This window comes from Pseudomonas sp. IzPS59 (genome assembly GCF_014863505.1).
Classification (GTDB): Bacteria; Pseudomonadota; Gammaproteobacteria; order Pseudomonadales; family Pseudomonadaceae; genus Aquipseudomonas; species Aquipseudomonas kribbensis.
Window position 1 is genome coordinate 3,837,544 of record NZ_CP062251.1, and the last position, 13,377, is coordinate 3,850,920.

Sequence of the window (13,377 nt, forward strand, 5' to 3'; positions counted from 1 at the left end):
ACCGATGATCATCGACACCCATCTGCACCCCACCAACCTGGTCGACGAGGCCTGGCGCCACACTGGCGAACCGTTCACCGGCGAGCGCATGCTTAAGCTGATGGACGGCCCGTACATGATCAACGGCAAGCCGCGCCGGATCGACATGGGCTTCATCCAGCCGCCACCGGGCAACACCGGTTATCGCGACGGCAACCGCCGGGGCCGCGAGGGCGTGCGCGACTACATGTCGTACGTCGCCGAATTGTGCGTGAAGTACCCGGACCGCTTCATCGGCAACTTCAACTTCAACCCACGCTGGGGGCCGGAAAACGGCGCGGCAGAGCTGGAATTCCACATCAAGGAATACGGCTTCAAGATGCTCAAGCTGCACGCCAACATGCACGGCTATCGCCCGGATCGCGCACTCGACTGGCTGCGTCCGGCGATGAAGGTCTGCGCCAAGTACAACATCGTGGTGCTGATCCACACCGGCGACGGCCCGTACACCATTCCGACGATGTTCTACCCGATCATCCGCGAGTTCCCGATGGTCAATTTCATCATCGGTCACTTCGGCATCCAGACCGGTGGCAACTACTCGTTCGAGGCGTTCTGGATGGCGATGGACACGCCGAACGTGTACTGCGAGTCCGGCTGGTGCTTCCAGTCGCGGATCGTCGAATTCGCCAAGGAGCTGCCGCGCAACAAGATCGTGTTCGGCACCGACTCGCCGCCGAACGAACCGGGCATGTGGCTGCGCGAGCTGGAAGTGTTGTGCTCGCCGGCACCCCAGGGCCTGGGGATCGACGAGGATCACCTTGAGGATTACCTGGGCAACAACATCGCCAGGCTGTGCGGGATCGAACCGACCCCGCCACCCAAGGACCTGGCCGAGGCGGACATTCGTCTGACCACGACCTACCTCTAAACCCGTACACAGCGACTTTACAGGCGCGAAGATGACCCGGCGTTCGCTCGACCGGCAGGCCAACGGCTTGTCGATCGAACGCCACCCTCACCCCTGCGCGCCTGCTTTTTACAAGGTGAAACCATGACCCGTTCGACGCTCGGCGACTCTCAGGATTTTCACGTATTCATCGACGCCTATCGCCGCCAGTACCCGGACGATGTGCTGACCATCACCCAACCTCTTTCCGCCGATCAGGACGTCACCGCCCTGGTCGATGCCCTCGCCGCCCAGGGCCGCGACCCGCTGCTGATCTGCGAACACGTCGGCAACCTCGGCGTGCCGGTGGCGACCAACCTGTTCGCCTCCCGCCGACGTATCGCCCGACTGTTCGGCGTCAGTGCCGCGCAGTTGCACGAAACCTTCCAGACCCGCGCCAACCAGCCGATCGCGCCGCGCTACGTCGAAACCGGCCCGGTGCTCGACGAGGTGTTCGAGGGTGAAGCGCTGGATCTGGCGCTACTGCCGATGCTCAAGCATTTCGACAGTGATCGCGGCCCCTACATCACCAACGCGATCATCATCGCCGAAGACCCGCTGACTGGCATCGCCAACATGAGCTACCACCGCTCGATGCGCCACGCCCGTCAGGCCCTGGCCACCAGCCTGCACTCGCGCGGGCACCTGTGGCGGATGTTGCAGACCGCCCGCGAACGCGGCGAAGAACTGCGCGTGGCCATGGTGGTCGGCGCGCACCCGCTGTTCATGCTCGCCGCTGCGGCTCGCTTGCCTTACGGCAGCGACGAACGCGCGGTGGCCGGCGGGCTGTTCGGTGCGCCGCTGGAACTGGTCAAGACCCCGCGCTATGGCATCGGCGTGCCGGCTTACGCCGAGTTCGTGCTCGAAGGCGCGATAGACCCGGCGGCCTATGCCGAAGAAGGTCCGTTCGGCGAATTCAGCGGTTACTCCTCGGATCGTTCGACCAACAATGTGTTGCGCGTCGACACCCTGTTGCGGCGCAAGGACGCCTGGCTGGTGGACGTGATGGGCGGGCGCTATGCCGAACACCTGACCCTGGCGCGGCTGCCCCGCGAAGCGGAAATGAGCGAGAAGCTCAAGGCGCGTTTCCCCGCCGTCACCGCCGTGCATTACCCGAATTCCGGCACGCACTTTCATTGCTACGTGGCGCTGGACCAGAGCCGCGACGGCGAGGCCCGGCAAATCATGCTGGCCCTGCTCGGCTGGGATCCGTACCTGAAAACCGTGATCGCAGTGGACAGCGATATCGACCTCACCGACGACAGCCAGGTGCTGTGGGCATTGGCCACGCACTTCCAGCCGCACCTCGACATTTTCACCATCGACGGTTTGCCCGGCAGCCCGCTGGACCCGTCGTCCTCGGTCAATGGCACCACCTCGCGCATGGGCCTGGATGCCACGCGCGGCTCGGGGTTTGACGGGATCAAGGCGCAGCTCGATCAGGACGTGCTCGAACGCGCCCGGCAACTGCTTGAGGGTCTGTCATCGTGAACCGCCAGCGGATGGTGGTCGGCATCAGCGGCGCGTCCGGGTTCATCTACGGCGTGCGCCTGCTGGAGTTGCTGGCCGAGTTGAATATCGAAAGCCACCTGATCATCAGCCGCGCCGCGCTGCTGACCATGGCCCACGAAACCGACTACAAACTGGCCGACGTCACCGCCCTCGCCAGCCATTATCACCGCGCCGACGACGTCGCCGCCGGGATCGCCAGCGGTTCGTTCCGCTGCCTGGGCATGGTGGTAGCGCCGTGCTCGATGCGCACCCTGGCGGAGATCGCCACCGGCACCTCATCGGGGCTGATCGGCCGCACCGCCGACGTCACCCTCAAGGAGCGTCGCACCCTGGTGCTGATGGCCCGCGAAACGCCGCTGACCCTCGCCCACCTGCGCAACATGACCGCCGTCACCGAGATGGGCGGGATCATCGCCCCGCCGGTGCCGGCCTTCTACGCCCGCCCCGACAGCCTGGCGCAAATGGTCGACCACAGCCTCGGCCGCGTCCTCGACCTGTTCGGCCTCGATGCCGGCACCGCACTGCGCTGGGGTGAAGCCCCGGCCACCGACCAAATCCAGCCTCACTCCCCTTCATCGTGCACCGGTCTATCAATACCAAGGAGCCTCACATGAACACCCCCTTCAACGCCCCGACCCCGAACACCAAAATCCCGGTCACCATCCTCACCGGGTTCCTCGGTGCCGGCAAAACCACCCTGCTCAACTACATCCTCAAGGAGAACCATGGCCGCAAGATCGCGGTGATCGAAAACGAGTTCGGCGAGGTCGGCATCGACGGCGATCTGGTGCTCAGCTCCGAGACCGAAGAGATCTACGAAATGGTCAACGGCTGCGTCTGCTGCACCGCCGAAGTCCGCGAGGATCTGGTGCGCATCGTCCGTGAACTGGTGGCGCGTCCGGTGCGGCTCGACCACATTCTGATCGAGACCAGCGGCCTGGCCGACCCGTACCCGGTGGCCCAGAGCTTTTTCATCAACGACCCGATTGCCGAGGAAGTCGAACTCGACGCCATCGTGACCATGGTCGATGCCAAGCACATCGCCCAGCACCTGGAAGACCTGCAACTGGACGGCGTCGACAATCAGGCCGTGGATCAGATCGTCTGCGCCGATCGCATCGTTATCAACAAGGTCGATCTGGTCAGTGCTGAAGAGGTGGAAACCCTGCGCGGCAAGATTCGGGGATTGAACGCCACGGCGGATCTGGTGACCTCGACCCATGCGCAGATCGACCTGTCGAAAATCCTCGGCATCGGCGCCTTCGAATGCACGCAGAAGCTGATGGAAATCGGCGCGGATCAGCACGATCACGATCACGATCACCACGACCATGACCATCACGCTGAAGAACCCGATCACGAGCACGACCCGAGCGTGTCCTCGGTGGGCATCGCCGTGGACGGCGCCGTCAACCTGATGGCCTTCCACCGCTGGATCAGCGAGTTGCGCAGTGCTCAGGCCGACAACCTGTACCGCATGAAAGGCGTGCTGGCGGTGGCCAACGAAGACCAGCGCTACGTGCTGCAAGGCGTGCACAGCCTGGTGGAATTTCGCGCCTCGACCGCGTGGGGCAGCGAGCCGCGCTCGAGCAAGATCGTGTTCATCGGCCGCGACCTGGATCGGGCGGCGCTGAACCAGGGCTTCGCCGCCTGCCTGGCCGGCTGAAACCCGGCATCGGAGCCGGTGGATGGCGGTTCCGGGCACACAGAACGAATACCCCTCTGTACCGAATAACAACAGCTAGAGGTGATTCCCCATGTCGTCAGCCAGTTCCTCCTCCACCGTCCACCCCGTCGACCGCGTCCTGCCGGTGCGACAGATGCTCACCCTCGGCCTGCAGCACATGGCCGTCTCGTACATCGGCGCCATCGCCGTGCCGTTGATTGTCGCCAGTGCCCTGAAGATGTCCCACGCCGACACGGTGGTGCTGATCAGCACCACCCTGTTCTGCTCCGGCATCGCCACGCTGTTGCAGACCGTCGGTTTCTGGAAGTTTGGCGTGCGCCTGCCGATTCTGCAGGGCGTGGCGTTCAGCAGCGTCGGGCCGGTGATTGCCATCGGCAGCAACCCGGAGGTGGGTTTCGCCGGGGTCTGCGGGGCGGTGATCGGCGCGGGGATTTTCACCCTGCTGATGGCGCCGTTCGTGGGCCGCTTGCGACGATTCTTTCCGCCGGTGGTGACCGGTTGCATCGTCACGGTGATCGGTCTGCAGCTGTTCCCGATTGCCTACGAGTGGGTCGGCGGCGGGCGCAACGCGAGCAATTTCGGCGCCCCGGCGTTTCTTGCCGTGGCGGTGCTGGTGCTGCTGACCATTCTGCTGGTCAACCGTTATGGCAGCCCGTTGCTGCGCAACATGGCGGTACTGGTGGGCATGCTGGTGGGCGCCGGTCTGGCTTACGCTCTGGGCATGGGTAACTTTCACAGCGTGCAGGACGCGCCGTGGCTGACCGTGCCCTACCCGTTCTATTTCGGTTTGCCGACCTTCAGCCTGATCCCCATCGCCACCATGGTGGTGGTAATGATCGTGCAGATGGTCGAGTCCATGGGCCTGTTCGTGGCCATCGGCGATATCGTCGACAAACCGGTGGACGACAAACAGGTGATCAACGGCCTGCGCGCCAACGGCCTGGCCAGCACCATCGCCGGGATGTTCGCCGCGTTCCCGTTCATTGCCTTCATGGAAAACGTCGGGCTGGTGATCCTGACCGGCGTACGCAGCCGCTGGGTGGTGGCGATCAGCGGTCTGCTGATGTGCTCGATTGCCTTGGTACCGAAGGCCGGGGCGATCATCGCCTCGATGCCGACCGCTGCGCTGGGCGGTGCCGGCATCGCCATGTTCGGCGTGGTCGCGGCGGCCGGCATCCAGACCCTGGCCAAAGTCGACTACGAGCGCAACCGCTACAACGTGCTGATCGTCGGTTTCACCATCGCCGCCGCCCTGGTGCCGGTGCTCGCCCCGACCCTGTTCAAACAATTGCCCGAGTGGTCACAGCCGTTCCTGCACAGCAGCGTGGTCATCGCCTGCCTGGTGTCGGTGCTGCTCAACGCGGCGCTCAACGGCGTCAGCGTGCCAGAAACCACACCCGGCAAATCCGCCTCGCACATCCTCTGACTGGAGCTGCCCATGACTCGACTTCAAAACATCCTGATCAAAAATCCCGTGGCGGTGATGACCGGCCTGCGCGGCCCCCGTGCCCGGGCCGGCGCCGTGGACATCCGCGTGGTCAACGGCCGCATCACCGAAATGGCCGCCAACCTTGAGCCGCAACCCGGTGAGCGAGTGATCGACGCGCGCAATTCGGTGGTCTATCCGGGCTGGATCAACACCCACCATCACCTGTTCCAGAACCTGCTCAAAGCCGTGCCCGAAGGCTTGAATCAGGACCTGCAAGGCTGGCTGGCCAGCGTGCCCTACCCGCGCCTGAACCGCTTCACCCCGCAACTGGCGCGGATCGCCGCACGACTGGGGATGGTCGAACTGCTGCTGTCCGGCGTCACCACCTGCGCCGATCACCACTACCTCTACCACGCCCACGGCAGCACCGAGACCGGCGACCTGCTGTTCGACCTCGCCGAGGAATTCGGCCTGCGTTTCGTGCTGTGCCGAGGCGGTGCGCTGGAGTCGGCGAGCGCGCATCCGGGTTTCTCGAAAACCGCGCTGCAACCGGAGTCCCTGGAACAAATGGTCGGCGATCTCGAACGGCTGAAATCGCGCTATCACCAGGACACCCCGGACGCGTTACGCCGGGTGGTCGTGGCACCGACCACACCGACCTTCTCGCTGCCGCCGACGCTATTGCGCGAACTGGCGCACATCGCCCGAGGCATGGGATTGCGCCTGCACACGCACCTGTCGGAAACCCAGAACTACGTGAATTTCTGCCGCGACAAGTACAACTGCCTGCCCGTGGAATTCGTCGCCGAACACGAATGGCTCGGTCCGGACGTCTGGTTCGCCCACGCCGTGCACCTGCAACCGGGGGAAATCCGCATGCTCGCCCAGACCGGCACCGGCGTCTCCCACTGCCCGGTGAGCAACGCCCGGCTGGGCAGCGGCGTCGCGCCGATCCCGCAGATGTACGAAGCGGGCGTGCCGATCTCCCTCGGCGTCGACGGTGTGGCCTCCAACGAATCCGGAAGCATGGTCGGCGAAGCCAACACCGCGTGGCTGATCCACCGCGCCGAACAGGGCGCCTCGGCCACCACCGCCGAAGACGTCATCCACTGGGGCACCGCCGGCGGCGCGCAAGTGCTAGGCCTCGGCGCGGTCGGCACACTGGAAGTCGGCCAGGCAGCGGACCTGGTGATCTACAGCCTCGACCATCCACGCTTCTACGGCTTCCACGACAGCGCCGTCGCACCGGTCGTCGCGGGTGAGCCGATTGCCGTGAAATACAGCCTGGTGGGTGGGCGGATCGTGGTCGATAACGGGGTGATTCCGGGGCTGGATATCGAGCGGATGCGGGCCGAGGCCTGGGAGGGTGTGCAGGCGATGATGAAGATCGACGATTGATGCATCTCCGGTGGGAGCGGCGGTGCGACGATTCGTCTCATCGGCTTCCACCGGCGGCATTAGCGCCTTCCCGTTTTGTCGACTAACGTTAGTACCTCATCGGATTGAGCCCCTGCCAGCTACACCGGGCTCTTGATCAAGGAGAGACTGATGACATCCAACCGCCTCATCGAACAGACCTATCGCACTTGGTCCAGCCCCATCCTGCTGGAGCTGAAAAGGCGCGAGCACGAGATGGCGCCGGCCGAGCGTCAGGCGCTTGAAAATGTAATGGTGGAAAGACGATTGCTGGACGTTGGCAACCCGAATGGCGTTGAACGGCGTAAAGGCGCGGCGAGTAAAACCGACAATCCCGGGTAATCACTTCACCCGTCCGGGTTCACGCTCAGCCCCAGTTTCAATAGCTCTTTGCGCAGGATCGAGGGCTTCAGAATCGCCAACCCAGCTTGCCATTCCATCGGCAGCAAACGACTCAACTTCTGCTGGCTGACCACGGGTTCGGCCAGCAAACAACTTTTGCGTTGGCTGATGCTGATGACGTTCAACAACCAGTCATCGCCCTGCCCGCCCATCCAGCGGCAAATCTCGCTGCGATACTTCTCGATCAATGCATCGGCGTCCCACACGGTCATCTGCGCAAAAACCTCGGGCAACCGGCTCTCGGGTTTCATGCGTTTGAGATCGGCGGCCAATGCAGCAGACATGTCTGATTCGATAGCCGCCTGACATTCGAGGAAGTACTGCTCGGGCCAGTCCGCCGTGAGTTTCCCGTGTGGCGCGAGTTCGGCGTAGGCGTCGACATCCGCCGCCGTGGTCATCTGCCCGGTGAAATTCAGCGTGTTGTCCAGAATCGCGGTGGCCAGCAGCGCGGCGCTTTGTTCGCTGATGCGCGGCAGCAAACCTGCGGCTTTCCAGCGCTGGAAAATCTGAGTCGCCGCCGCGCCGATCGGGCGGATATCGGCAGCAGATCCGAGCTTCTGCGCCCAATGGTCTTCAAAGCCCGGATGATGGTCGATGACTTCCACCACCCGGTCGAGTGCGACCATCGGGTCGAAGTGGTGGTAATCGGAGACATCGACCAGCACGAACTCATCGTCGGAGGTCGGACGGTAATCGTCCAGAACGGCGCCCCAGCCGAGCACGGTGTTCGAAACGCTGGCATTGGGTTTTGCGCTGCTGACGGCGCGGGCGGGAATGCCTTGCAGGTTGAGCAGTTCGGCGTAGGCGATGCAGCAGGCACAAGCGTCGATGTCCAGATACGCCGAGCCTGAAGTAATGATTTTGATAGGCGACATTGCGCGTCCCTGGCTTCCTTTTCCGGGGCGGCAACGTCGCACGAACAGATGACAGTTTGAAGTCAGGCAGCGCGTTGCCCACCCGCCACCGCCGCAGACGCCGCCAGCATCGCCCGCAGCAACACCGCACACCCGGCTGCCAGATCGTCCGGCGCGGCGTTTTCGATTTCGTTGTGGCTGATGCCGCCCTCGCACGGCACGAAGATCATCCCGGCCGGGCCGAGTTCGGCGAGGAAAATTGCGTCGTGGCCGGCGCCGCTGACGATGTCCATGTGCGACAGGCCCAGACCTTTGGCGGCGCCGCGCACCGCTTCGACACAGCCTTTTTCGAAGTACAGCGGCGGGAAGTCGGCGGTGGGGGTCAGCTCGTAGGTCAGGCCGTGTTCTTCGCAGGTGGTTTCGATGACTTGCTTGACCTCCGCGATCATCGAGTCGAGGCGTGCCGGTTCCAGATGCCGGAAGTCGAGGGTCATGCGCACCTCACCGGGAATGACGTTGCGCGAACCCGGATAGGCTTGCAGGCATCCGACCGTGCCGCAGGCGTGGGGTTGGTGTCCGAGGGCGGCGCGATTGACTGCGCCGACGATCACCGAGGCGCCCACCAATGCGTCCTTGCGCAGGTGCATCGGGGTCGGGCCGGCGTGGGCTTCGACGCCGCGCAGTTTCAGGTCGAACCACTTCTGCCCCAGAGCGCCAAGTACCACACCGATGGTTTTCTGTTCGTCCTCCAGGATTGGCCCCTGTTCGATGTGTGCCTCGAAATAGGCGCCGACCTTGTGCCCGCTGACCTTGCGCGGCCCGGCGTAGCCGATGGCGTTCAGCGCTTCGCCAACGGTTACGCCGTCGGCATCGACCTTGGCCAGGGTTTCTTCGAGGGTGAATTTTTCCGCGAACACGCCGGAACCCATCATGCACGGGGCGAAGCGCGAGCCTTCTTCGTTGGTCCAGACCACCACTTCCAGCGGCGCCTCGGTTTCCACGCCCAGGTCGTTGAGGGTGCGCAGCACCTCGACCCCGGCCAGCACACCGAAGCAGCCGTCGAACTTGCCGCCGGTGGGCTGGGTGTCGATGTGGCTGCCGGTCATCACCGGGGGCAGGTTCGGGTTGCGCCCGGGGCGGCGGGCGAAGATGTTGCCGACTTCATCGACCGTGACGCTGCAGCCGGCGTCTTTGCACCACTGCACGAAAATATCGCGGGCCTGGCGGTCGAGGTCGGTCAGGGCCAGGCGACAGACCCCGCCCTTGACCGTGGCGCCGAGTTTGGCCAATTCCATGAGCGACGCCCACAAGCGGTCGCGGTTGATGTGCTGATGGGTCGATTGCAGAACGTCTACGGCTGCGTTCATGGGGATCTCCTCAGGCAGTTTTCTTATGGATATTGCTGCGGTGACTGTCTGGCCACCATCGCTGGCAAGCCAGCTCCCACAGGGAATGCAGTCGTACACAAATGCTGTGTCCACCGGAAAACCTGTGGGAGCGAGCTTGCTCGCGATGAGGCCCTCCTCTACACCGGTGATTTCACGACAGAAGGCTGTGCCCGCATCGCGCACAACCCGTAATAGATCAACCCGCCCAACGCCGAGCCGGTGAACCAGCCGTAGCTGTAGAACCAGCTGAACGCGCTGCTACCCAGCGACAGCAGGGTCAGCACCACCGGCACGCCGAAGGCGATGAACCCGGACCAGTTCCACGCCGGGTACACGTCGTCGCGGTACAGGCCGGCCAGGTCCAGTTGTTGTTTCTTGATCAGGAAATAGTCCACCACCATGATCCCGGCAATCGGCCCGAGCAGGCTGGAATAGCCCAGCAGCCAGTTCGAATACACGGTTTCCAGGCTGACATCGGAGACGATCCAGCCGAGCTTTTTCAGCAACTCATGGCCCATCAGCGCCAGGCCGACGAACCCGGTGAGAATCACTGCCTTGGTGCGGTTGATGACCTTGGGCGCAATGTTCTGGAAGTCGTTGGTCGGCGAAACGATGTTGGCGGCGGTGTTGGTCGACAGCGTGGCGATGATGATCAACGCCATGGCTACCGCGACCCACACCGGGCTCTGGATGTGGCCTATCAACGTCACCGGATCGGAGACGCTGACGCCCACCAGTTTCACCGACGCGGCGGTCATCACCACGCCCAGTGCGGCGAACAGGAACATGGTCAGCGGCAGGCCGAAAATCTGTCCGAGGATCTGATCTTTCTGGCTGCGGGCATAACGGCTGAAGTCGGGAATGTTCAGCGACAGCGTGGCCCAGAAGCCGACCATCGCCGTCAGCCCGGCAGCGAAGTAACTAACCACGCTTGCGCCCTCGGGACGCTTCGGCGGAATCGCCAGCAGTTCAGTCATCGACACATTCGGCATGGCCCACACCAGCAGCCCGATGCCGACCGCCACCAACAGCGGCGCCGACAGGGTTTCCAGCCATTTGATCGACTCGGCGCCACGGATCACCACCCACAGGTTCAGCGTCCAGAAGATCATGAAACCGATCACCTCCCCCGTGCCGCCAAGGGTTTTCCAGCCCTCGAAGATCGAGCCAAGAAACAGGTGGATCGCCAGCCCGCCGAACATGGTCTGGATGCCGAACCAGCCGCAGGCCACCAGCGCCCGGATCAGGCACGGCACGTTGGAGCCGAGAATCCCGAAGGACGAGCGCAGCAGTACCGGAAACGGGATGCCGTATTTGGTGCCGGGAAACGCATTCAGCGTCAGCGGGATGAGGACGATGATGTTGGCGAACAGAATCGCCAGCAGCGCCTCGCCGACAGTCAAACCGAAATACGCGGTGAGCACGCCGCCCAGGGTGTAGGTCGGCACGCAGATCGACATGCCGACCCACAGGGCGGTGATGTGCCATTTGTTCCAGGTTCGTTCGCGCACCTTGGTCGGTGCCATGTCGTGGTTGTAACGGGGACTGTCGAGGACGTCGCTGCCGGCTTCGAGTTCGAACAAGCCGTCGCGCTCGGTCACTTGCGATCTGTTCTGTTGCATGGCCGCTCCACTGTTTCTTCTGATTATTTTTTTGCTCATCAGGCGGCTGCACACGCGGGTGCGAGCCGAACGATGGCCGGAGGAACTGACAACTTTCATGCACCGGCCATGGTGTCAGCGGCGGCATCAATAAACGTGCCGGGTGCCCCGCTTGCGCATCGGGCCGTGCTTTCAACTTTGCGTAACCAACTGATGTTTATCAGTTTTAATTATTCACCTTGTGAGGCCGCGAAAACTTGACTGAACACTCAGGCTAAATGCCAGGCAAGTTGTCCGAACTGTCAGGACTCAATCTGGTGCACCGCACTTTTTTTCATCGTGGGCGATCAGCCGCAGCTCAACTTCAAGCGGCTGATTTCACATAGGAAATCTTGCTCATATTTCCAACCTGTCAAGTGCGTCAAAATGGGGAAGCGCCTCACCATTTTGGTGATTTATGATTTTTATCGTTATTTATCAGCCATTTAAATCAGTCATAAGCTTATAAAAAATAATCTTGATCAATTGCAGAACTGCGACTAGCGTCTATTCCTGACAGCGCTGACAAGATTACACATTTGGCGCTGCAAACAATAAAACACTAGAACCGGCACAAGTCGGTCATGCCTGCGAGGAACTCGGAATGTCTCTGTTGATCCGTGGCGCCACCGTTGTTACCCATGATGAAAGTTACCGCGCCGATGTCTATTGCGCTGACGGCGTGATCAAAGCCATTGGTGAAAACCTGGATGTTCCCGCCGGCGCCGAAGTGCTCGACGGCAGCGGCCAGTACCTGATGCCCGGCGGCATCGATCCGCACACACACATGCAACTCCCGTTCATGGGCACCGTGGCCAGCGAAGACTTCTACAGCGGCACCGCCGCAGGCCTGGCCGGCGGCACCACCTCGATCATCGATTTCGTGATTCCCAATCCGCAGCAGTCGCTGCTCGAAGCCTTTCACCAGTGGCGCGGCTGGGCGGAGAAGTCGGCGTCGGACTACGGCTTCCACGTCGCGATCACCTGGTGGAGCGAGCAGGTCCGCGAGGAAATGGCCGAACTGGTCAGTCATCACGGGATCAACAGCTTCAAGCATTTCATGGCCTACAAGAACGCGATCATGGCCGCCGACGACACGCTGGTGGCAAGCTTCGAGCGCTGCCTGGAACTCGGCGCGGTGCCGACCGTCCACGCGGAAAACGGCGAGCTGGTCTATCACCTGCAACGCAAGCTGATGGCTCAGGGCATCACCGGGCCGGAAGCGCATCCGCTGTCCCGGCCCTCGCAGGTCGAAGGCGAAGCCGCGAGCCGGGCGATCCGCATTGCCGAAACCATCGGCACGCCGCTGTACCTGGTGCACGTCTCGACCAAGGAAGCCCTCGACGAAATCACCTACGCCCGCAGCAAGGGCCAACCGGTCTACGGTGAAGTGCTGGCCGGGCATCTGCTGCTGGACGACAGCGTCTACCAGCACCCGGACTGGCAGACCGCCGCCGGCTACGTGATGAGCCCGCCGTTCCGTCCGCGCGGGCATCAAGAGGCACTGTGGCATGGTCTGCAGAGCGGCAATCTGCACACCACCGCCACCGACCATTGCTGCTTCTGCGCCGAGCAGAAAGCCGCCGGCCGCGACGATTTCAGCAAGATCCCCAACGGCACCGCCGGCATCGAAGACCGCATGGCGGTGTTGTGGGATGAAGGGGTGAACACCGGGCGGTTGTCGATGCAGGACTTCGTCGCCCTCACCTCCACCCACACCGCCAAGATCTTCAACCTCTACCCGCGCAAGGGCGCGATCCGCGTCGGCGCCGATGCCGACCTGGTGCTGTGGGACCCGCAAGGCACCCGCACCATCTCCGCCAAGACCCACCATCAGCAGGTGGACTTCAACATCTTCGAAGGCAAGACCGTGCGCGGTGTGCCGAGCCATACCGTCAGCCAGGGGAAAGTGGTCTGGGCCGACGGCGACCTGCGCGCCGAGCGCGGGGCGGGCCGGTATATCGAACGGCCGGCGTATCCGGCGGTGTTTGATTTGCTGAGCAAGCGGGCTGAGTTGCATAAGCCGACTGCTGTGAAACGCTGAAAGCGGCCTTCGGCCTCATCGCTGGCAAGCCAGCTCACACAGGAATCCAGGGTGTTCATAAGCTCCTGTGGGAGCGG

11 protein-coding genes are annotated in these 13,377 nt (G+C 63.0%); 8 read left to right on the plus strand and 3 right to left on the minus strand.

The genetic code is table 11. The annotated features are described in order from the left end of the window. Positions 1-4 precede the first annotated feature (4 nt). The 7 genes from IF189_RS17110 (at position 5) to IF189_RS17140 (ending at position 7,314) form a co-directional block, all read left to right on the plus strand. The gene (locus IF189_RS17110) at positions 5-910 is read left to right on the plus strand and encodes an amidohydrolase family protein (protein WP_007952854.1); all 906 of its coding nucleotides are present in this window, start codon (positions 5-7) and stop codon (positions 908-910) included. 123 nt (positions 911-1,033) lie between these two features. Continuing rightward, the gene (locus tag IF189_RS17115) at positions 1,034-2,419 is read left to right on the plus strand and encodes a UbiD family decarboxylase (RefSeq protein ID WP_192551974.1); all 1,386 of its coding nucleotides are present in this window, start codon (positions 1,034-1,036) and stop codon (positions 2,417-2,419) included. A gap of 11 nt (positions 2,420-2,430) precedes the next feature. Further along, positions 2,431-3,054 (plus strand): UbiX family flavin prenyltransferase, encoded by a 624-nt coding sequence (locus IF189_RS17120; protein ID WP_192553592.1) that lies wholly within the window; start codon positions 2,431-2,433, stop codon positions 3,052-3,054. Next, entirely contained in the window at positions 3,051-4,106 is a 1,056-nt protein-coding gene (locus IF189_RS17125; protein ID WP_192551975.1) for a CobW family GTP-binding protein, read from the plus strand. The genes IF189_RS17120 and IF189_RS17125 overlap by 4 nt, the downstream gene beginning before the upstream one ends. Positions 4,107-4,197: 91 nt before the next feature. Next, positions 4,198-5,553, plus strand: a complete 1,356-nt coding sequence (locus tag IF189_RS17130; RefSeq protein WP_134826308.1) for a nucleobase:cation symporter-2 family protein — start codon at positions 4,198-4,200, stop codon at positions 5,551-5,553. Between the two features lie 12 nt (positions 5,554-5,565). Further along, complete coding sequence (locus IF189_RS17135) at positions 5,566-6,954, plus strand: amidohydrolase family protein (RefSeq protein ID WP_192551976.1); 1,389 nt, start codon at positions 5,566-5,568, stop codon at positions 6,952-6,954. A gap of 150 nt (positions 6,955-7,104) precedes the next feature. Beyond that, positions 7,105-7,314, plus strand: a complete 210-nt coding sequence (locus tag IF189_RS17140; protein WP_134826306.1) for a hypothetical protein — start codon at positions 7,105-7,107, stop codon at positions 7,312-7,314. A 5-nt stretch (positions 7,315-7,319) separates the two neighbouring features. Here IF189_RS17140 and IF189_RS17145 read toward each other — a convergent pair whose 3' ends face one another. The 3 genes from IF189_RS17145 to IF189_RS17155 all read right to left on the minus strand — a co-directional run bounded on the left by IF189_RS17145 (position 7,320) and on the right by IF189_RS17155 (position 11,238). Beyond that, a complete protein-coding gene (locus IF189_RS17145; RefSeq protein WP_192553593.1) occupies positions 7,320-8,240 on the minus strand; it encodes a DHH family phosphoesterase in 921 nt (306 codons plus the stop codon). A gap of 71 nt (positions 8,241-8,311) precedes the next feature. Beyond that, the gene (locus IF189_RS17150; protein ID WP_192551977.1) at positions 8,312-9,595 is read right to left on the minus strand and encodes a Zn-dependent hydrolase; all 1,284 of its coding nucleotides are present in this window, start codon (positions 9,593-9,595) and stop codon (positions 8,312-8,314) included. Positions 9,596-9,753: 158 nt separating this feature from the next. Next, positions 9,754-11,238, minus strand: coding sequence for an NCS1 family nucleobase:cation symporter-1 (locus IF189_RS17155; RefSeq protein WP_192551978.1), 1,485 nt, complete (start codon positions 11,236-11,238; stop codon positions 9,754-9,756). A 622-nt stretch (positions 11,239-11,860) separates the two neighbouring features. Between IF189_RS17155 and hydA the strand changes: the two genes are divergently transcribed. Beyond that, positions 11,861-13,300: a dihydropyrimidinase gene (gene hydA, locus IF189_RS17160; RefSeq protein WP_134826302.1), complete on the plus strand. Its 1,440-nt coding sequence runs from the start codon at positions 11,861-11,863 to the stop codon at positions 13,298-13,300. The last annotated feature ends 77 nt before the right edge of the window (positions 13,301-13,377 follow it).